Below are 20,628 nucleotides of genomic sequence, written 5' to 3'. Positions count from 1 at the left end.
CATGGCATTTGGATTTACTACAGACGAGAACAACGTATTCGGACAATCAGTACAAGAAGCAGGGACATATAACGTTAAGATTTTGCCACAGTCAGAAGTTAAGACATCATCAAACGGTAATGAGATGGCTGTATTCGATTATGAAGTTGTAGATGGTGTTTACGCTGGTGGTCAAGTTCGATACGACAACATGGTGTGGAAGGATGACACGCAAGAAGCTGCTGAACGTTCCCAAAAGAACTTCAACAACATGGCAGTTGCTGCTGGAGCAAAGAGTGGCGTTAGCTTCACATCTATCCAACAATTTGTTCAGACGTTGGTCGGAAAGACAATCAACATCAAGGTCGAATGGGAAACTAGCGATTATAACGGAAAGACGAACTTGGTGGTTAAAGCAAAGAACAAGGTTGATCAAGAAGGTTCAAAGCCAAACGGAATCACTCGTGACCAAGTGGCTAATGGTTCAAAACAGCAAACAAATGCAAGCTCATTTGTAGGTAATCAACAAGCACAGCAAGGTGACTTGAACCCATTTAATGGAAACGGTGGGGTAGATATTGATCCAAATGACCTGCCATTTTAATGAATTGGTATAGCTATGTATCAGTTTTCAAAACGACTTAAGAGTCTACGAGAAAAAGAAGGGGTCACACAGCGACAAATGGCGAAGCATACCGGCATGTCAGCAGGAACGATTGCAAACCTTGAGAACGGTTATTCAAAGCCAAGCTTTGACGTCTTGATTGACATTGCGGACTACTTCGAGATGTCACTAGATGATCTTGTTGAAAGAGAAAGGAGGTAATCAGTGGCCAAAAAGAAACCTATTTACTTTTGGTTGAGGCTCGACAATAACTTTTATAAAAATCTAGCAATTAAAAAAGTTAGGAAACTTGCCGGAGGCGACACAATGGTCGTCATCTACCAAAAATTGATGCTCAGTTCTCTAGAAACGAATGGCGTAATTTATTACGAAGGGCTGTATGGAAAACTTGAAGAAGAACTTGCTTTGATGATTGATGAAGATGTTGATCAAGTTGCAATGACACTTGCATATTTCACAAAGTCTGGGTTGATTCAAATTGAAGACGGTCAAAATGTGAAAATGGCTCAAGTACCTGCCCTTATCAGTCAGGAGACCAACTGGGCAAGATATAAGAGAGAGTCACGAAAACAAGAAAAATTGGACAATGTCCAACCGGAGTCCAACAACCGTCCAACAGAGAAAGAGTTAGAGAAAGAGTTAGAGATAAAGATAGATAAAGATACCCCCAAACCCCCAGAGGGGGAATTGAAAAAGTCTCGTAAATCATCTGGAATCACCAAGCAGGAAGAAAAAGACTTCGAGGCACTTTGGAAGTTGTATCCCTGCAAGGAAGGTAAGACACCAGCTAAACGAGCCTATGTGAAGGCGGTTAGAGATGGGGTTACTAATAAAACGATTCAAGACGGCATTGTTGCTTACGCCAAAAAAGTCAGTGCTGAAAACACTGAAAAGAAATACATGAAAAATGGGGATACGTTCTTTCGTAACCGAGTTTGGGAGGATGACCTGACGCCATCTATTCCAACTAATGGCAATGGAAAGCCTGTTAAACAAGAGCCACCAATGGCCAAGAATGAAGTGACTGAACCAGTTAACCAGCAAGATGTGCAGGATACTTTGGCGTTGATGAAGAACTTTAAAACTAAGGATTAGCCTATGGCACGAGTAAAGAAAGCAAATCGCATTTGGGCGATGTACAAGGGGGACACTTTTATTGCCAGTGGAACCTTTAAAGAAATTGCTGAAATGACGGGGAAGCGTGTGGATCACTTGTACCATCTCACGACTCCGGCCTACCAAAAGCAAAAAGATTATGGCAATAAGATGCAAATGTATGAAATTAATGATGACGAAGAATGAAAGGAGCAGTAATGGAAAAGCATTTTTCTAATACTGTCGAGGTGCCATCCGAAGCAAGGCAAGAAGTGCTTGATTTAATGGCTCGATTAAATTGGTCGAATCGATATGCTGCCGAAAGAATTGGAGTGGCTCGCAACATCGTTCAGCGAATGAGGCAGGAACATGTCAATAAGTTGATTGCTGCACCGGAGATGATGAAGCAAAAGCTGGAAGAGAAAAAGAAGCGCCAAGAGAGTAATCAGACTAACCACATGATGAAAGAAATTTCTGAATGGCAGTTAGGGGTCTTGAACGATTACTTGATGTTCTATTCGTATGAAGAGCTTCATCAACTAACAGGAGTCAGTAAAACATTATTGAGCGGACTGGTGAATCGAAAGCGCACTGCTGTTCAACTCAGCGTTTATGAAAAGTTGGCAGATAAGCTGTATAAGTTTGATAGACGATATAGCAGATTACAGGCCAAGAACCTAATCAAGGAACTTCGAGAAGAAAAAAGAATCAGTCAAGAACAGCTAGCTAAAGATTTAGGTGTTGATGTGTCATTGGTTCGCGGAGTAGAGAAGCAAGTTAACGAACCGGCCACGGATACATGGCAGATGTTTTCTGAGTACTTCGGTGTTTGGGTCAGCTATTTGATTGGTGCGTCTGACCGGAGAGTGCGATAGATTTTCGCAAGGTGGCAGATGGAAATAACAGGAAATCTGATTAGTCGCCAAGGGTCTGTCGTTACGATTGATGTCTCAGAGCCAGAGAAGCTCAATGAGCTCGATAAAGTGCAGGATAGTGTAATCACACTAAACATACATGACGGACGCTCTGTGAGCCCTAAACAGCGTAATTTTGCATTTGCTCTTATCGGCGATATTGCCAAAGCTGAAATTGGTGGCAAATGGGCAGGCGAACCTGAACTAATTAAGCGGGCATTCTACTTCGCCATGGATATGTTCTATGGTATCGAAAATTTTAGCTTGTCAAACGGTCGGGGAAATATGTCGGATGCCAACACGTTTATCAACATGCTGCTGGAGTTTTGCCTGCAACACAACGTTGCATTAAGCCATCATCCGCTAGATGCATTAGATGATCCGTCCATTGCTCGATATGAGTATTCCTGCCTAATGAATAAGCGCTGCGTGATTTGCGGACTTAAGGCAGACCATCATCACATCACAGGCAGCAAGGTCGGCATGGGTAACGACCGCACGAAGGTTAACCATAAAGGCCGGCGCTTGATTGCCTTGTGTCGCGAACATCACGACTTGTTCCATCACGAGGAAAAAGAACGCATGGCTGAATATCATTTGCAGGGTGTTCCGGTGAACGAAGAAATTGCAAGAATTTACAACTTGAATTACTGGTAAAAGAGGAATTGGTATAGATGGTTTTTGAAAATAAAAAGTATGGCATTCGTTCAATGAACGGGCCATTATCTGATGAAGCAGCAAAAATGATTGCTAAGCTTATGGCAAAAATGGTTGCTGATCACTTTGAAGAAAAGGAAGACGAAAAAATGACTAAAAAATTCACTGAAGAAGAATATCAGAAGATTGTTGATATTGCTGACGGTAATATCAATTATTTAGACTTGATTAACACAACAGCGCTTACACAAGTTTATGAACTAGTTCAAGAGTCCTCAACGCTAAAAGAATATAAAAAATTCAAGGAACCGAGGCAAGAACTTACTTTAATCGCACTTCCAAAATCTCGTGAATGGGCGCATGACCAGTTCGTCGAGAAAGAGAAGAAGTATCGCTGGCGTAGTAAGAAAAAGGACAATGATGACGACCCGGTTTATATCACGATTGATGATTACGGTGTTGTTACGCTTAAGTCAATTTGTAACACTAAAATTTTTCCTGCCGCTGTAGTTACCGAGTCAGAAATTAGGGGATGGGGCTACACGCCAGAAATGTTCGACCGAGAAGAGGTGGAGTGATGAGCAGTGAAACAGATTTGAAAATGCATGGTAAAAAAATTTCAGAAGGTTTTAGAGGAGAAAATCCATATTACTGGCGAACATTTAATGGTTTCTGGTTGGTAAAGGATAATATTTCCGGAATGGTGACTTCTGACGTTAATTTAAATAAGGCTATCAAAATTACCGAAACAGAAGCTAAAAAAACTGATTTCGAATTTGAGAAGTTGACACCCTATGAAAAGAAACCATAGAAGGGTCTCTGATGGATATATTTTTTGAAACAAAAGTAATCATCGTAAGTAACTTGAACAAACATACTCCTGAAATTCTAAACATGATTGACGATGACTGGGAGCAGTTGTCAGTTGATAAGATAGACGGTGGTTTCATGATTATGTACGGGCGCTTTTCTGACTACTACAGGGAGCTGGAATCACAAGGATTAGTTAATCGTGATGGCTTTAATTTTAACGGGGAGAATTAGATGGCGGAAACGATAAAGATTGAGTTTGACATCAAGCCACAGCAACAAGAACGTCCTCGTATTGGAATGAAGAGTGAATATAACCGCTCGAAGACATACACGAGGCGGAAGCCTTTCTTGTATGATCCGAAAAAGACAACCGAATATAAAAAGCAATTGGCTTACCTCGCTAATCTTGAGAAAAGTGTAAATTACTTCGAACCATTGAGTGGGGCGCTGGCACTGAACGTGACATTCTACATTCTGCCTCCTAAGTCACTAAGTAAGGTTAGGCACGCAATGGCTACTAAGGGCGAGCTGTTGCCCTTCAAGAAGCCAGACCTTAGCAACTACATTAAGAGTACCGAGGACGCCTTAAACGGCATTCTGTGGAAGGACGATGCCATGCTATGTGACATTAACGCTAAGAAGCGATTTAGCGACGAAGAGAGAATTGTCATTGAGGTAAGCAAGATTAACGACAATCAGTATTAAAGGGGGTGATTGAATTGGCGGACGAAATTGACCGATATTTTAAGGCATGTATATCAGGTAAGATTGATGCACTAATCAAGTGTCGAATCAAAAAATTAGAGGAAGATACTGGTAGTGCAGATGAGAACTATGGCGGAGGAAGAGTCCAAAACGTCAACGTTGCCAAAAATGGCATTGAGAATCGAATCATCAAAAAGACGGACGACTGGAATATTGCGCAGTGGAATAAGGACAAATGGAACGTGGAGCAGTTTATGCTTACGCTAACTCAACATGAACGACAACTTATTCTAATGCGATACCGACGTAAGCCTTACAGTTGGGATAAAGTGGCCAAAGAACTCTACAAATCAAAGCGTCAGTGCTACAACGACTTGAAGCGAATCAAGCAAGAATTTTCAGAAGGAGCTTACTGGGACCCATCATTCCTGTGGAAAACTTTGTAGTGTCAAAAGACTTCACTTTTATTGCACTTTTTGCCTTAAAAAACGTGTTATATTTGTATTGTGGTTATTTCAGATAGCCAAGGGAATGAGCGGCCATCTCCACATGGTGTCTTTTCATGGGTACCTGCCTTTCAATTTATCTCATTGGTTAGCTCGTTCCCGTTATGAACAAAGCCGAGTGGCTCGTGGTTGCCTGCAAGCGGTTGTTAAATCAACGCCACGGTTAGAAATATCGTTACGGGTGCAATTCCCGTGTTGTTCTTAGCTTGCCGAGACCCAAGATTAGATACCTTGGTAGCGAGCAAATGTGACCATTTCCTGGCGGTTATGGCCACGGTACATATTCCCTATGTCAGAGCGCGTGGAAGCGAATGTGCGAGAGTAAGTCGTCTTTGATTAAAAACGCTCTATCCGGAAGAGTTAATCCGTTTGTTTAGGTTTGAGGCGGTAGGCAGGGTCGCTACCTGTGTACATACGTGCCTGATGATTGGGCCTTATACATCATCGTATATCCCGGCCGTGACGCCTGACGGTCAACACAAAAGCAAAGTAGTAATTGGCATAGTTGCATTATTAATTGCTTTGTGTACATAACGAACTGTTGCAAATCATGCAATAGTTCATTTTTTTTGGAGGAGAAGAATGAAAAAGGTTATCAGCAAGTTAAAAGAAGGAGTTCTGGTTCTCGGGCTGTCTATCGCATTTAGTATTTTGTTAGCTGTCATGATTGCCAGTGTTGGGATCATCATGATTGCAATTAAGTTAGCTTGGTTCGGAGTGACGTTGTAATCATGGAAGTCAGTAGTGAAGTAGCAGCGCAGTATCTGCCAAAGGAAGTCGTGCGCAAGATTCAATCAACGGAAGTTAACCAGCGTGAAATTAAAAAGAGCAACCGCAGTATGGAAGACAGAAAAAGACGTCATGCGGCAATGCGTGATGAGTTGAAGAACAGTAGCATATATGCAAAGCACATGAGGTGGATGGATGAAATATAAAATAACTGTTGTGAATGTTTCAGATGAAGGAATGGCTGTACAGTTAAATTTTCAAAATTCTGATGGTGTTCTGGTTCAGGGAGTTACTGATTTAAAGAATAAGGGTAATGTGCTTGTATTAAAAACAGAAAAGAGAGTGTTTGAATACAATCTTAAGCTTGTTCATTCGATTGCATTTGTAAAAAAGTGAATGATAACTGAGGCAGTTTAGGCTGTCTTTTTTAGTACATATATCAAAAAGAAAGGAGGAGCTACAATGACATGACAAAACGTGATGAAGCTAAGCAAGACTACTTAGCTGGAATGAAATATAAGGAAATTGCAGAAAAATACGGAGTATCTGAGAGCACAGTCAAGCAATGGAAACGAAGATACTGGTCAGATAGTGATGTAACCAAACCTAAAAAAGTTACAAAAAAAGTTACAAAAAAGGTTACACATAAAAAAGAGTTACATCCAGCTATTCAAGAGTTAGAGGATAGCAACCTAAATGACAAGCAAAAGCGCTTTGTTATCGAGTATGTGAGACTTGCTAATGCGACACAGGCTTATATCAATGTGTATGATGTTGACTACAATATAGCAACAGTTAACGGCCCTAGATTGCTAGGAAATGCTAGGATTCAAACCGAAATAAAACGTCTACGTCAGGCTCGATTATCAGAGCTAGACATAGACGTTTTTTCGTTGGTTGACGATATGGTCAAAGAGGCCAAAGCTGATATTGGATCGTATGCTGATTGGGGTTCTGATGAGTTTCAATACAAAGATGAAGCAACCGGAAAAGAGCTAACAGGACACAAGTCTTGGGTTGCCTTAAAAGATAAATCCAAAGTCGATACTAAGGCTATTAAGAAGATTACCGTTGGTAAAGATGGCCCGATTGTAGAGCTGCATGATCGCAATAAGGCTCGTAAGGAGTTACTGGAGTATTTGCGAGATGATGGGTCAATATATATCAGAACAAACAAGCAACGCAAAGACAAAGCTGAAGCCGATTTGATGGAAGCTAAGGCTAAAGAGTTGCAAGGTGGTGATAACCAAGATGATTTGCTACGTAGTATTGCAGATAGTCTAGGAGATGTTGAATGAAACTAACAACTAAACAACATCAAGTAATTGCCGAGGTAAATCGTACATTAGGCGATCTAAAATTGCTTATTTTGTACGGGGCTAAGCGAAGTGGAAAAACCTTCCTAGATAACTTACTTTTCCTCATGCTAGTGGCTAATGCTAAGAAGAATGCTGACAAAGTTGGTGTAACGAATCCGCAGTACATTCTGGCTGGTTATACTATGGCCAACATTCAACGAAACATCATTGCCGAACTGCAGAATATGGGCATCAGTATTCAAATGAACAAGTACAACGAGTTTGAATTAATGGGTGTCCGCATCGTACAGACTTCGACTGGTTCAATATCGGGTATAGGACGTATTCGTGGAATGACGGCATTTGGCGCATACATCAACGAAGCAAGTCTTTGCAATAAGGTTGTTTTTGATGAGATTCGTTCCCGTTGTTCTGGTAAGGGGGCTGTTGTTATTTGTGATACCAACCCAGACAATCCAGAGCATTGGTTATTGAAAGACTATATCGAAAAGTCAGGTAAGGACGGTATCCGAGCTTATCACTTCGAGTTCGATGACAACGAGATGTTGGACGAAGGATACAAACAAAATTACAAGGCAACTGTTCCGCCTGGTATGTTTTATGACCGTTACATCAAAGGGCTCTGGGTCAGTGGTGAAGGTGCTGTCTATCCTGAATTTAACAAGGACACAATGACAGTTACTCGTGATAAGGCGTTTGGTCAGAGTTACGAGAGATTTATGGTCGGTGTCGATTGGGGGTTCAATCACCCCACAGCATTTGCAGTGATTGGCTTCAAAGACGGCAAGTATACGCTGATGGAAGAGCATGTAGACAGTAAGAAGTCGATTGACCATTGGATCAACGTTGCCAAAGATATTCAAGAAAGATTCGGCGATATTATCTTCTACTGTGATACGGCCAACCCAGAGCATATTTATGACTTGAAGCAGAACGGAATCAGGGCACTCAAGGCCAACAAGAATGTAGCGAATGGTATTGAAGCGGTTGCTGATAAGATTCACAACAATCAGTTCGATGTTGTCTATGACGACTGCCCGACATTCAGGAGCGAAATATATCGCTATGTGTGGGGCAAGAACGGTGATGTGGTGAAGGAGAATGACCACTTAATGGATGCCATCCGCTATGTAATTTATAACGACAAGCTAGCTATGGAACAGAACACAATGGATGTTGCTGATTTGGCCAAGCTGAAAGGATATATGTAATGGCAGTAGTTAATAATTTTGAGAGAGATATTAAGTCGATTATGAACGGTGAATCATTCCCGTTCGATACGGCAAGCAATATCAATTATTTAGTCGATTCACTAGACGACTTAACTAAGAATAACTATCTAATGCTTGGTAAGATTATCAAGCATTTTTTAGACAATCAAGTTCCACGATTGCAAGTGTTGGACGAATATTCTAAGGGGCTTAATTCAACAATCTATAGCCGTCCCAAGAAGAAGGAAGAAAACAAGGCTGACTATCGTAGAGCGCACAACTTCGGCAAGATTATTGCACAGTTTGTGGCTGGATACACGACTTCAGTTCCAGTTAAATACACAGTTGGTGATGACAGCGAGCAGGAGTTAATCGATAAATTCAATCAATACAACGATGTTCCTACGCTTGACAACGAATTGATGTATGACGTGGCCAAGTATGGACGAGCGTATGAATTGCAGTATCGTGATGAAAACTCGAACAACAATGTTAAGTTGTCTAATGTGTTCGAGACGTTCGTGATTTATGACAACACGATTGAGCGCAATCCGTTGGCGGCCGTTCGAATGGTTGAAATCGATACGCTGGATAATAACCAGACGCAGTACAGTGTCAACTTGTATACAGATAATGAGATTATCACGTTCGCTAACATTACACAGGCTGTTGGTTCGTTGAAGGTAACAGACAGCACGCCTCACTTCTACAACCAAGTGCCAATTATCGAGTATTCAAGCAATCGATACCGCACAGGGTGGTATGAGGATGTGATCAGTCTGATTGATGCCTATGATGCTGTTAATTCTGACACTTCTAACTACATGACTGATGTGGTTAATTCATTGCTGGTCATTAGTGGCGACTTTCAAGCTCCTAATGGCAAGGATGGTGTGAGCCGGCTTATCAATAATATCAAGCAGTATGGTGTGTTGGCCTTGCAGTCAGGAACGGACAGAGAAGGTAACAGTACTAGTATTGATGCCAAGTACATTAACCCAGAGTTTAATTCAACGGCGAGTGAAAACTATCAGCAACGGCTGTTCAAGGACATTTTCATGATGTCGAACGTGCCTAATCTGGCTGATGAATCGTTTGGTGGAAATGCTAGTGGCGTTGCAATGCGCTATAAGATTTTTGGATTTGAACAGGCAATCGCCCAGACGATGAACTCATTCAAACGGTCACTTGGTCGGCGGTATGAATTGTTAGGAACACTAACTTCTAACTTGAAGGGTGGCTTGTCTGACTATGTTCCGGTCAATGTCACATTTACACCGAACTTGCCATACGCAGTTAGCGAAGAAGTACAAATGCTTACAAATGCTGGTATTCCACTATCTCGTAAGACAATGTATGACCAGACTCACTTCACGGATGCTACTACCGAAGAGAACAATCTAGCCAACGAACAAGAAGAGCAGCTAGACCAGTCAGAGCCAATGAATAACGTCAAATTTGACTCCAACAAAGGAGATGAAGTAGATGGCGGACAAACAGAGTAAATCATATTGGGTTCAACGTGAGTTAGATCACGCTGACGATATCAAAAAGTCCGCTGGCGACCAGCTAAAAGTGCTTAACAAGCTATATGACCAAGCACTTGATGATATTACTGATGACATCAACCGCAGCTTCATTCGGTACGCCAAAGGTCAGGGAATGACGATGGACGAAGCGATGAAGTTGGCTGATAAAACTGATGTGACTCGATTCGTTGACAAAGTGAAGCAATATGTTGCCGACAAAGACTTCTCTGAACAAGCTAACTCTGATTTGAAAATCTACAATCTTAAAATTCGTGTTAGCCGGCTCAAGTTATTACAGCTTGAAATGTCTCTTGAAATTGACAGATTAAACGGTCGAATAACAAGCAGTACTGAAGACTATTTAACGCAACAAGCTGTTGATGAATACAAGCGCCAGTCAACAATACTGGGAAAAAGTGTTGCTTACAGCGTTCTGTCAGCAAAACAACTTGTTAATGCCGCTTATTCGCTTGCTGGAGAAGGTTCTTACACGTTTAGTACAAACATCTGGAAGAACACAGAACAGCTTAAGAATAAGCTAAATGAGACGTTGAATAAGGTTATCTTGCAGGGAAAGAATCCTAACCAATTCAACAAGGAATTTCGAGATATGTTCGATGTTCAGCCATCACAATCAGGGCGCTTGTTAATCACTGAGACGGCCAGGGTACAAGGTGACGTTCAGCGTGACTCTTACAAGCAGTCAGGAATTGATAAGTACGACATTGTGTATGAACGAAGAGCTTGCCAGACGTGCATTAGCATAGCCAAAGAAGGGCCATATAAATTATCGGAAGCGGAGGTTGGGACGAATATGTACCCGTTCCACCCGAATTGTATGTGTTCTATTATGCCAGTATTAGGTGATTAATAACGTGACCTGAATAAGTCCTTAAACTGTTCAAATAACAATTATCGTGTACGGACTAGTATTTGATAGCAATAAGAATTTAAAGGCGTGTATGGGGTTCTGTGAGCCGTGTATGGGTCTTTTTATTTTGCTGTCGATTAGGTGTGTATGGGAGGAGTAAGAAATGGAAAACGAACCACAAAACGAAGCTGTTGAAGAACAGACAGAAGATAAACAAGCTGAAACCAATAAAGACGGCATCAGCTTTGAATCTCAATCTGAACTCGATAGCTTCATGGACAAGAAGGTGTCCAAAGCGATTGAAACTGCCCGTGGTAAGTGGGAAGAAGAAGCAAAAGAACGTGAAGACAAGGCTAAGAAGTTGGCCCGCATGACAGAGGCTGACCGAATTAAGGCAGAACAAGCTGACCGAGATAAGGAATTGTCGAAGCGTGAGCAGGAATTGAAGCGACTCGAATATTCAATTCAAGCCAAGTCTACATTGGCTGAAGCTGGATTACCTAACGAAGATGAATTGGTGTCGTTGATTCTAAGCGATGAAGTGGAGACGACCAACAATAACATCAATTATCTCAAGAAGGTGATTGCCGATTCTGTCAATAAACGAGTTGATGAGCTTTCTAAGCAAAAGACTCCGAGTTCTTCATCTACCAAGCTAAGTGGTTCTGTTTCAATTGCTGAATTGGCACAAAAAAACCGTGTAATCAAATAAAGGAGAATAAAACATGGTACAACAATTTAACCCGAACAACGTGATGACCACTCAATCTGTTCCATCAGACGTGGCCACAACTATTATTGACCGAATCATGGGGCAATCAGCTATCTTGCAAGTCGCTAAGAACGTTGAAATGCAAGGCCAAAAGACGAAGAAGTTCTCATTCATGACTGGAGTGGGCGGTGCTTACTGGACTGGTGAAACACAGCGTATTGCCACTTCCAAGCCTACATTCTTGCAGGCAAAGTTGGAAGCAAAGAAGTTGGCAGTGATTATTCCTGTGTCTAAGGAATTCTTGAGCTACTCATACTCAAACTTTTTCTCAGAAGTAACACCATTGATCGTTGAACAAATGGACAAGGCAATTGATCTGGCCGTTATCAAGGGAATTAACACCCCTTACGCTGATTCTTTGGCTAACGCTGCTAAGACGAATGGCGCAGTATTGACTGGCGATATCAACTATGAAAACATTTTGGCTTTGGAAAACAAGCTCTATGACAAGGGATTGCAAGGTAACGCCTTCCTGTCAACTTTGACGAATAACCCAGCCTTGCGTACATCTATTCAAAAGGATGCTGGTTTGTATCCAGATAAGTTGTATGATTCAGCAGCAAAGACATTGGACGGTATGCCTGTCGTTGACACGCAACAAGGCGTATTGAACAAGGGCGACTTGGTATTTGGTAACTTTGATTACTTGTACTACGGATTGCCAGGTAATTTGGAAGTTGAACTGGACAAGTCAGCTCAATTGTCAACATTGACGAATGCTGATGGTACGCCTATCAACTTGTACGAACAGGACATGGTCGCTATGAAGGTGACAATGGACGTTGCCGTATTGCCAGTACGTCAGGACGCATTTGCAACATTGAATGTAACCACTGGTGATGATGTTCTAGGTGCCGTTCCTGGAGAAGGAACAGACTCTAATGACAAGAACGCAAAGGCTAACACTAAGGCAAAGCCAGCTACTGATGCAAAGTAAGGAGTCCTTAAATGACTGATAAGCCAAGTGTCCTTGATACGGTCAAGACATTGGCTGGCATTAAGGACAATTTACAAGATGACGTAATCCAAACGCTAGAATTGATGACCCGTGACCAATTGGCGATGATGGTAGACGAACAAACTGTTCCTCAAAAGCTCGAACCAATTGTTAAGAACGTAGTACTTGCTCGGTTCAATCGATTAGGTAACGAGGGCTATTCTTCATATTCACAAGAAGGTGAGTCAATTAGCTATCCTAGCAGTGATTTCGATGAATATTCCTCAACAATCTCTCGTTATATGTCTGAGCAAAATCGTGGAAAGATTATCATGTGGTGATTATATGCGGTATAACAAGCGATTACAGTTCATTGATGACAAGTTAGCTAAGCAAGAAGACGTATACCCAGTGAATGTCACGAGTATGGGTATTAAAGCCCAGAATCTAGTGTTTGGGTCGTTCAAGCAGGGGCGAATTGCGGTTCGTTTCCAAAATAGGGTGAATGTCCGGTCAGGATACATGGTAATCGATGGCGATAATTTTAAGATTGAGAACAGTACCTATACTGATCGCTCATCAACCATTTATGGGGTGGAATATCGTGGCAGACTTTGAAGTAAAATTTGATGGTTTTGATGATTTGATTAAGCGAATTGATGAAGTTGGCAAGATGCAGGAAGCCAAAGCTATTGTCAAAGAGTCAACAGTCAACGTCGCAAGAAAGAGCCAAGAACTTGTTCCTGTTGGATATGGAGAACGCTACCCTGTTAAGTCAAAGAAGCCTGCTGGATATGTAGGTGGAACATTGAAGCGTAGCCAAAAAGTAACGATTACTGACTACACTGGCATGATTTCGTTCAATACTGACTACGCAGCCTATCAGGAATACGGAACACGTTATCAAACGGCACGTAAGTATCTTGGTACGCCATTCATCAAAGAAAGAAATAGCTTTATTTCAAAGCTAAAGAGGTTGGCAAAATGAACAACCCATACAACGAAATATTTCAGACGGTCATTGAACTGTCTAGGAAGAAAGGATATGACACATTCGACTATTTGCCGGATGAAAACCAGTCATATCCTTTTGTTTTTGTCGGTAATCAGCAAAACACAGATATTCCTACTAAGGGCCGAACGTTAGGGACGACACACATTCAAGTCGATGTGTATGCCGAGTTTAACTATCGGTCGGAAGTAATGAATATCATGGACGATTTGCAAGCTACGGTTATTGATTGCCAACGTACAGAGAATTTCAAGTATCAAGTGACTAATACTAATCAACAAATGATTGCTGATCAATCAACGGAAATCCCGTTGTGGCACGGTATTTTGGAACTTGATATTCAGTATTTATAAGAAGGAGATTTAGGAATGAATACACCTAAAAAGGGTAAGGACAAGGTCTTGATGTTCCGCTTGTTCCAGGATAAGAACAAGGCAGATGCAACACGTTTGGGATTGCAAACGACTCATTCAATTAAGAATAGTCGTAAGACCGACTCAACGGCAACTAAAGATGGAAACATTGTTTCTCCCGGAACATTGGAAACAACAATCGACATTGAGGCCATCGCTTCGGATGATTTGACAAATCAAGTTTTGGCTTATGCCCAAAAGAAGGGCCTGGAAGTTGAAGTATGGGAAATTGACTTTTCTCAAGAACCTCAAAACGGTAAGTATGTGGCGCAATATGGCGTTGGGTACTTGTCTGATTGGGAAGTGCCAGCAGAAGTTGACAGCAATACCACAATCAAGACTACTTTGACCATTTCTGGTGAATTGGTTAAGGGCCTTGCTACGGTATCAGCCGTTGATGTGGCCACTGTTAAAAACTTCTTCCGTGACACGGTGAAAAACCCAACAGAAGTCGCTCCAATTGATGAAGCCCCAGATTATGGGACTGAACAAAAGAGCACACAATCTTCCTCTGCTACACCATCTAAGTAAATTAACTAAACGTCGCCGAGTAAATACACAGTACTGGAAAGGGCGGCTGATTATGAAAGGAATTAATTATGGCACAAACAACGATTACTATTAACGGAAACCAATACGACTTGAAGGTTACATTTAAGTTCTTGTCTGCTTTTGGAATTGTGAAGAACGATTTTGAAAACAATATCGAAGCGATGGGAAACATCGTCATGGGAATTGTAGGTGGGGACGCCTTCGCTCTTACAAAAGCATTGTCTGCAATGTCAGGTAAAAGCGAAGCAGATGTTCAAGCGGACGTTGAAAATGCTGATGATTTAGACGAAGCGTTCCAAGCAGTTGAAAATTTATTGGTAACAAGTCCATTAACCAAGACGACGGTGTCAAAGATTATCAAGCCAATCAAGGAAACGTTCGACAACATGGACAAGAAGATGGAAGAAGCAATGAAGGACGGAAACCTGACGGCAAAGTCAAATATTCCAGCTTAATTCGTCGAGCATTCTATGTATGGCCTGGTGCCAGCATGGAACAAATTGAAATGATGACTATGAAGGAGCTTCATCTTAGAGAGGAAGCCCATAATTTGCAATTGATAGACAAGCAAGAGTTGATGACAAACTTTGCTTTCGAAAATCGTATGGTCCAGGGTGCTGACAAAGATGGCAATTATGTTGTTAAGGAGCCATCTCAAATCGCCAATTACACAAAAATCCGTAAGAAGATTACTGGAGAAATCGAAAAAGACGAGGCCAAGGTTAATCAATTAAAGGAACTTTCTGATCGAGCACAAAGGGCCCGAGAAGAAGCCTTAAAAGACTTGAAGAAAGGAGGTAATTAATGGCAGATAATTACAGTATTAATGCTGTTTTTAGTTTGAAAGACATGTTCTCAGGCCCTCTTGATAAGATTAAACGGAACATGAACGAAACTGCTCAACAGCCTAAAAAGCTGACGGCAAGCTTAATGGATATTGCTAAGGGAGCTGGCGCTTTTACTGTTGTTAGTAAAGGACTAGATGCAGTTAAAGATAGTGTAGGTAGCGCGGTTTCTCGTTTTGATACGCTAAATCAGTATCCAAAAGTGATGAAGCAAATGGGCTACAGTACTGATGATACGAACCAGGCTATTAATGTTTTGAAGAGTGGAATTGAAGGCCTGCCTACTGCTTTACAGGACATCACCAAGAGTGCGCAGCGATTTTCGATTATTACTGGATCTGCAAAAAAAGGAGCTGATACGGCTAATGCATTGAATGATGCTTTTTTGGCTTCGGGTGCCAGTGCTGCTGACGCAAGTCGTGGTGTTGAACAATATAGCCAAATGTTAGCGGCCGGTAAGGTTGATATGCAGTCTTGGAGAACGCTTCAAGAAACAATGCCCTATGCGTTAAATGAGGTAGCCAAATCCTTTGGACTAACGGGAGCTTCTGCGCAGAAAGACCTATATGATAAGTTGCAAAGCGGAGACATCACAATGTCCCAGCTGAATGATCGATTTATGCAACTGGATGGCGGACTAAACGGATTCGCTAATACTGCACGTACTGCAACTGGTGGTATTAACACATCATTTGCAAACATGAAGAATGCCGTTGTTAAAGGGATTACGGATACTCTGACATCTGTTGATAACGGTTTAAAAAGCGCGGGCATTAACCGGGGCATTGCAGGACTATTAGATCAAGTGACAGCGACTATCAAATCAGCCTCTGCGAACATTAATAAATTTATTAGTTCAGCTATTCCTGAAATTGTAGCCATACTAAGCGGCTTGTTTAGCTTTGTTGAAAACAACAAAGATTGGCTAGGTCCTTTAGTAGCTGGGGTACTATCCGCTACAATTGCTTTTAAAGCATTCATGATAACGATGAAAGCAACAGCTGTAATATCTAGTATTGTTAAAGAAATCCAACTAATTGTATTTGCGTTTAATAATGTCCGTGCCTCTATAGGCGCAGCTAAAGCAGCCATGGTTGCTTTTAATGTTGCGACAGGGGCTAATCCTATAGGGGCAATTGTATTAGCAGTCGTAGCGCTTGTTGGTGCACTTGTTTGGTTTTTTACTCAGACAAAGACTGGTCAGAAAATATGGCAAGGATTTATCGGTTGGTTAACTGGCGCTTGGAATGGATTGGTTGAAGTATCTAAAAACGTTTGGAATACCATTACAGGAATTTTTAGAACGGCAGTTGAAGTTATTAAACCAGTATGGTCACCAATTGCCGAATTTTTTACTAACTTGTGGAACGGGATAGTTGATGGTTTGAAACCGATTATTGAAGCTATAAAGAATTTGTGGAATTCATTAAAGGATTTCTTCCCCGTATTGTTAGCAGGTATTGCAGTCGCTTTCGCACCAATGATTGCTATGATGACTGGCACAATTGGTGCTATTGTCATTGCTTGGAATTTCTTAGTTCCTTATTTCCAAGGAATATGGCAAGCCATTCAAATGGTTATTATTCCTATATTAGGTGTGATTGTTAATGAGATTGGCATGTGGCTTAGTGTGGCGTGGAATGTTATCACGACAGTTTTTAATTCAATCATGATTACGATACAAACGATTTGGAATATTATCGCTATTGTAATTTCAACCGCTTGGAATAACATCACAACAATTATTTCAACAGCTATTAATGTTGTTGCTAACATTATTAAGTTAGTTACTAGTATTTTCACAGGCGATTGGTCGGGGGCAATGCAAGCTATCTCGAACATCGCTGGAGCCATTTGGAATGGCGTAACTGCTATATTCTCAAATAGTCTGAATGCTATTGGTGGAATCGTTGGCGAATTAGGTAAGTGGATATTATCACAGTTGCAAAATGCTTGGTCTGGTTTAGGTTCTATCGTTTCTTCGATTTGGAATGGTGTTAAGAACACAATTCATGCGGCCATGAACATCGATTTGTTGGGTGCAGGCAAGGCGATTATTGATGGTTTTGTCAAAGGTCTTAAATCAGCTTGGGAAGCTGGTAAGAAATTCGTTAGTGGAATTGCTGATTGGATTAAGGAACATAAGGGACCAATTAGTTATGATGCTCGCTTACTAATTCCTGCTGGTAATGCTATTATGAATGGCCTTAATCAAGGGCTACAAGACTCATACAAGGATGTGAAGTCAAGCGTGTCCAGTATGGCAGATGACTTGCAAACTCAATTTAGTGGACAATTGAGTGCGGATACAACACAAACAAACCGAAGCATTAACCAAGTTGAATTGACGGCTAATAACTCAACCAATGGGTTATTGCGAGAAGTCGTGAAGGCTATTCGTGAGGGACAGGTTATTACCATTAACGGTAATCAAATGATTGGCGCTACTGCCAATGGATATGACGGCGCACTGGGAGACATTATGACTGATAGGAGGCGTAACCAACTATGATTGACATTGTTGAAAAAATACAATTTGGTCAGTTTGATTCTAAGGAAGAAGGGTTTTATTTGGTCGAGCGAGACGCTCCCACTCCTTCGGAAAAGACGGTCACTGAAAACTTAAGTTATGCCAACGGAATCTTGGACTTCTCCAATATCACTGGTGAACGCTTTTATGACCAGCGGACAATTAATTATCAGTTTACGATGCCAAACGTTGCTTATTCGGAACGAAAGCTCGTAGAAAACAAGGTTAAGCGAATGATTATGGCGCCGTTTGACCAACGCCTCTATGACAGTCACGATAATGGTTATTACTGGGTTGGCAAAGCCAAGAGCGTTAAAATTGATGATGACCAAGCTAACAACAAGTTAGTTTTAAGTATCGATTTTGACCTTTACCCGTTTGCTATCAAAAATAATAGTGGTATTGATAACTATGATGATTGGGATAGCTTTGATTTTGCTAATGATTTCATTCAACCGTTTTCATATGAGGTTGACGGGCAACGTGAACTTGATTTGATGAACATTGGTGAGAATAGTCTAAGTCCAACCGTTGTGACGAGTGATGTTATTGAAGTAATTAAAAACGGGCAGTCATATCAGTTCGGCCCCGACAAGGCAAAGGACTACCTGTTTTCTCTGGAGCGTGGCAACAACCATGTGACGGTTAAGGGCAAGGCAACGGTTCGTTTTGTCATCCAAAGTGAGGTGTTGTTGTAATGTATCGAGTAATTGTTTATAAGAACGCCAGTGACCAAGTGGGCGAGGTCCTTCATGAGCCACGTAACTATGGAAACAAAGCAATTTCTGGTGAGTTGGACATGCAGTTTAACGGTGTGTCGACGGCTTCATTTACTATCACAATGAAAAATAGCCTCTATCGTCAGGCAGAAGCCATTGCTAACCTTGTTAAGGTGATTGACACCAACACAAGTAAAGTCGTCTTTGACGGCCGTGTGGTGAAAATTGACGGGTCTTTTCGTGGCAGCCACACCCAGACGTTACAGTGTGAGGACTGCTTGGCCTATTTGCACGATAGCACGCAGGTTTATCGCAAGGTCCAAAACACGAGCGTTCGAGACTTCTTGCAGATGATTGTAGATGAACACAATCGGCAGGTTGAACCCTACAAGCGTTTCCAGTTAGGGCGTGTGACCGTATCGAATAGTACAGATAACGTCTATCGATACACAGACGACGCACAGGACACTTTTGACACAATTAAAGACAAGCTAGTCAGTCGCTTAGGCGGCTTTTTAATTTGGCATCGTGACGTCAACGGGCAACTAGTGTTGGAGTATTTAGCCAGTGTTGGCGAACATATTGATACACCCATCAAGCTTGGTAAGAACCTTAAGAGTGCCAAGCGTGAGTATGATGTCCGAGACATTATCACTCGACTAGTACCAATTGGGTCGCCGCTTGAACAGGGGCAGACGGAACAGTCCAGTGATGACACGGCCGCTGCTCAACCAAAAACGACGATTGAGTCGGTCAATAATGGGATTCGCTACTTAGATGACACGGCCTTGATTAGTCGCTTTGGCATTATTCAAAAAGCAGTCGAGTGGAACAACGTGAAGGTGCCTAGTATCTTGATGAGTAAGGGACAAGAATACTTGCAAAAGCAACGAGTGGCTCTCTTGACTTGGTCCGTTGAGGTGGTTGATATTTCGCTTTTAGACCCGACTTACAAGTCCTTTGAAATGGGGAACTTTTACCCCATTCATGACCAATTCTTGGGATTGGTTGAAGACTTGCAGGTTGTCGCTAAGAAAATTGATATAACACAACCACACAAGATGTCCTTAACGATTGGTACGAAGAATCGAACCCTTTCCCAGTATCAGCTCGACTATCAGGCCGCCATGCAGTATGCCGAACAACAACGACAGAATGCACAACAGACGGCTAACGATTTGAAGAATCGAATCAAGGAGCTAGTTGAGACAACTAACCGTATTCCGGAGCAGGATGCCGAGATTGAGGAACTAAAGAAGAGGCTGGCAGAACTTGAAGCGCAACAAACACAGTATTTTGATGGTGTGATTATTGATGTATCCGAGTTCCAAGGTGATATTGATTGGTCAAAAGTAACTGCTAGTGGTTTATCGTTGGCCATTGTTAGAGTGCAGTACGGTGCTAATCGTGCTGATTTAAAATATCAACAAAATTTGTCAGCAGTAGGAAATCTAGGCGCTAATTACGCCGTTTATTCCTACATGACTGCTAGTGATACAGCGAGTGCTGAAAGGGAGGCAGAGGCGCTTTATACGAGGGCGCAGCAAGCAGGAAATGGCAAGCAACCTCGCTTCTATATGATTGATGTGGAAGAGACCACAGGCAACGATATGCGAGGGATTGTTGATGCTTACATGAACAAGTTGAATAGTTTAGGTGTTCCGGATAATCGAATTGTTTTGTACATTGCTAATCAACTGTACAGCCAACTCAATTTAAATGTGGGACGTGCTGGTTCAATCATGATTCCGGCTTATCGTTCAACACCACCAGACCATGCTTATGACTTGTGGCAGTACACCAGTTCTGGTTCGGTTAGTGGCATTAACGGAAATGTTGATATGAGCAAAAATTACTCGGACCGCTTCAAGAATCAATACTTAAAAAAGGAGTAG

At 41.7% G+C, this 20,628-nt stretch carries 29 protein-coding genes; all 29 read left to right on the top strand.

The genetic code is table 11. From position 1 onward, the window contains the following. Position 1: 1 nt before the first annotated feature. The 29 genes from G6R27_RS03070 to G6R27_RS02930 all read left to right on the top strand — a co-directional run bounded on the left by G6R27_RS03070 (position 2) and on the right by G6R27_RS02930 (position 20,628). Positions 2–583 carry a DUF669 domain-containing protein gene (locus G6R27_RS03070; protein ID WP_213819607.1) on the top strand — a complete coding sequence of 194 codons (582 nt, stop codon included), beginning with the start codon at positions 2–4 and terminating at the stop codon, positions 581–583. A gap of 15 nt (positions 584–598) precedes the next feature. Beyond that, positions 599–805 carry a helix-turn-helix domain-containing protein gene (locus G6R27_RS03065; RefSeq protein ID WP_213819606.1) on the top strand — a complete coding sequence of 69 codons (207 nt, stop codon included), beginning with the start codon at positions 599–601 and terminating at the stop codon, positions 803–805. Positions 806–808: 3 nt separating this feature from the next. After that, positions 809–1,699 (top strand): phage replisome organizer N-terminal domain-containing protein, encoded by an 891-nt coding sequence (locus G6R27_RS03060; RefSeq protein ID WP_213819605.1) that lies wholly within the window; start codon positions 809–811, stop codon positions 1,697–1,699. Positions 1,700–1,702: 3 nt separating this feature from the next. Next, positions 1,703–1,906, top strand: a complete 204-nt coding sequence (locus G6R27_RS03055) for a hypothetical protein (protein ID WP_213819604.1) — start codon at positions 1,703–1,705, stop codon at positions 1,904–1,906. Between the two features lie 11 nt (positions 1,907–1,917). After that, on the top strand, positions 1,918–2,574 hold the full coding sequence (locus G6R27_RS03050) for a helix-turn-helix domain-containing protein (protein WP_213819603.1): 657 nt from the start codon (positions 1,918–1,920) through the stop codon (positions 2,572–2,574). An 18-nt stretch (positions 2,575–2,592) separates the two neighbouring features. Next, a complete protein-coding gene (locus G6R27_RS03045; RefSeq protein WP_213819602.1) occupies positions 2,593–3,270 on the top strand; it encodes a putative HNHc nuclease in 678 nt (225 codons plus the stop codon). Positions 3,271–3,287: 17 nt separating this feature from the next. Next, on the top strand, positions 3,288–3,848 hold the full coding sequence (locus G6R27_RS03040) for a hypothetical protein (protein WP_213819601.1): 561 nt from the start codon (positions 3,288–3,290) through the stop codon (positions 3,846–3,848). Further along, positions 3,848–4,081, top strand: coding sequence for a hypothetical protein (locus tag G6R27_RS03035; protein ID WP_213819600.1), 234 nt, complete (start codon positions 3,848–3,850; stop codon positions 4,079–4,081). The genes G6R27_RS03040 and G6R27_RS03035 overlap by 1 nt, the downstream gene beginning before the upstream one ends. A 53-nt stretch (positions 4,082–4,134) precedes the next feature. Beyond that, positions 4,135–4,314 (top strand): hypothetical protein, encoded by a 180-nt coding sequence (locus tag G6R27_RS03030; RefSeq protein WP_213819599.1) that lies wholly within the window; start codon positions 4,135–4,137, stop codon positions 4,312–4,314. Further along, positions 4,315–4,788: a RusA family crossover junction endodeoxyribonuclease gene (locus G6R27_RS03025; RefSeq protein ID WP_213819598.1), complete on the top strand. Its 474-nt coding sequence runs from the start codon at positions 4,315–4,317 to the stop codon at positions 4,786–4,788. Positions 4,789–4,802: 14 nt separating this feature from the next. Continuing rightward, positions 4,803–5,234: a DUF722 domain-containing protein gene (locus G6R27_RS03020; RefSeq protein ID WP_213819597.1), complete on the top strand. Its 432-nt coding sequence runs from the start codon at positions 4,803–4,805 to the stop codon at positions 5,232–5,234. 642 nt (positions 5,235–5,876) lie between these two features. Continuing rightward, positions 5,877–6,023 carry a hypothetical protein gene (locus G6R27_RS03015; protein WP_213819596.1) on the top strand — a complete coding sequence of 49 codons (147 nt, stop codon included), beginning with the start codon at positions 5,877–5,879 and terminating at the stop codon, positions 6,021–6,023. A gap of 2 nt (positions 6,024–6,025) precedes the next feature. Further along, entirely contained in the window at positions 6,026–6,229 is a 204-nt protein-coding gene (locus G6R27_RS03010) for a hypothetical protein (protein ID WP_213819595.1), read from the top strand. Next, complete coding sequence (locus tag G6R27_RS03005) at positions 6,219–6,419, top strand: hypothetical protein (RefSeq protein WP_213819594.1); 201 nt, start codon at positions 6,219–6,221, stop codon at positions 6,417–6,419. The genes G6R27_RS03010 and G6R27_RS03005 overlap by 11 nt, the downstream gene beginning before the upstream one ends. 71 nt (positions 6,420–6,490) lie before the next feature. Continuing rightward, positions 6,491–7,321: a terminase small subunit gene (locus G6R27_RS03000; RefSeq protein WP_213819593.1), complete on the top strand. Its 831-nt coding sequence runs from the start codon at positions 6,491–6,493 to the stop codon at positions 7,319–7,321. After that, entirely contained in the window at positions 7,318–8,553 is a 1,236-nt protein-coding gene (locus tag G6R27_RS02995) for a PBSX family phage terminase large subunit (protein ID WP_213819592.1), read from the top strand. The genes G6R27_RS03000 and G6R27_RS02995 overlap by 4 nt, the downstream gene beginning before the upstream one ends. Further along, positions 8,553–10,058, top strand: coding sequence for a phage portal protein (locus tag G6R27_RS02990; RefSeq protein WP_213819591.1), 1,506 nt, complete (start codon positions 8,553–8,555; stop codon positions 10,056–10,058). Before G6R27_RS02995 ends, G6R27_RS02990 begins: the two co-directional genes overlap by 1 nt. Continuing rightward, positions 10,039–10,953 (top strand): minor capsid protein, encoded by a 915-nt coding sequence (locus G6R27_RS02985; protein WP_213819590.1) that lies wholly within the window; start codon positions 10,039–10,041, stop codon positions 10,951–10,953. The genes G6R27_RS02990 and G6R27_RS02985 overlap by 20 nt, the downstream gene beginning before the upstream one ends. Positions 10,954–11,116: 163 nt before the next feature. Beyond that, on the top strand, positions 11,117–11,665 hold the full coding sequence (locus tag G6R27_RS02980) for a DUF4355 domain-containing protein (RefSeq protein WP_213819589.1): 549 nt from the start codon (positions 11,117–11,119) through the stop codon (positions 11,663–11,665). A gap of 13 nt (positions 11,666–11,678) precedes the next feature. Continuing rightward, positions 11,679–12,662, top strand: a complete 984-nt coding sequence (locus G6R27_RS02975) for a phage major capsid protein (protein ID WP_213819588.1) — start codon at positions 11,679–11,681, stop codon at positions 12,660–12,662. Positions 12,663–12,673: 11 nt separating this feature from the next. Then, a complete protein-coding gene (locus tag G6R27_RS02970; protein WP_213819587.1) occupies positions 12,674–13,003 on the top strand; it encodes a phage head-tail connector protein in 330 nt (109 codons plus the stop codon). A gap of 191 nt (positions 13,004–13,194) precedes the next feature. Further along, positions 13,195–13,650: an HK97-gp10 family putative phage morphogenesis protein gene (locus G6R27_RS02965; protein ID WP_114636135.1), complete on the top strand. Its 456-nt coding sequence runs from the start codon at positions 13,195–13,197 to the stop codon at positions 13,648–13,650. Next, entirely contained in the window at positions 13,647–14,027 is a 381-nt protein-coding gene (locus G6R27_RS02960; protein WP_213819586.1) for a hypothetical protein, read from the top strand. The genes G6R27_RS02965 and G6R27_RS02960 overlap by 4 nt, the downstream gene beginning before the upstream one ends. A gap of 15 nt (positions 14,028–14,042) precedes the next feature. Next, the gene (locus G6R27_RS02955) at positions 14,043–14,618 is read left to right on the top strand and encodes a phage major tail protein, TP901-1 family (protein ID WP_213819585.1); all 576 of its coding nucleotides are present in this window, start codon (positions 14,043–14,045) and stop codon (positions 14,616–14,618) included. A 68-nt stretch (positions 14,619–14,686) separates the two neighbouring features. Next, the gene (locus tag G6R27_RS02950) at positions 14,687–15,094 is read left to right on the top strand and encodes a tail assembly chaperone (protein ID WP_213819584.1); all 408 of its coding nucleotides are present in this window, start codon (positions 14,687–14,689) and stop codon (positions 15,092–15,094) included. A gap of 35 nt (positions 15,095–15,129) precedes the next feature. After that, positions 15,130–15,444: a hypothetical protein gene (locus tag G6R27_RS02945; RefSeq protein ID WP_213819583.1), complete on the top strand. Its 315-nt coding sequence runs from the start codon at positions 15,130–15,132 to the stop codon at positions 15,442–15,444. After that, entirely contained in the window at positions 15,444–17,996 is a 2,553-nt protein-coding gene (locus G6R27_RS02940; RefSeq protein WP_213819582.1) for a phage tail protein, read from the top strand. The genes G6R27_RS02945 and G6R27_RS02940 overlap by 1 nt, the downstream gene beginning before the upstream one ends. Next, positions 17,993–18,712 (top strand): hypothetical protein, encoded by a 720-nt coding sequence (locus G6R27_RS02935; protein WP_213819581.1) that lies wholly within the window; start codon positions 17,993–17,995, stop codon positions 18,710–18,712. The genes G6R27_RS02940 and G6R27_RS02935 overlap by 4 nt, the downstream gene beginning before the upstream one ends. Continuing rightward, positions 18,712–20,628 (top strand): phage tail spike protein, encoded by a 1,917-nt coding sequence (locus G6R27_RS02930; RefSeq protein WP_213819580.1) that lies wholly within the window; start codon positions 18,712–18,714, stop codon positions 20,626–20,628. Before G6R27_RS02935 ends, G6R27_RS02930 begins: the two co-directional genes overlap by 1 nt.

This window comes from Fructobacillus papyriferae, from assembly GCF_018437225.1.
In the GTDB taxonomy this organism is placed as follows: domain Bacteria; phylum Bacillota; class Bacilli; order Lactobacillales; family Lactobacillaceae; genus Fructobacillus; species Fructobacillus papyriferae.
This window is presented reverse-complemented; position numbering and strand designations above follow the sequence as displayed.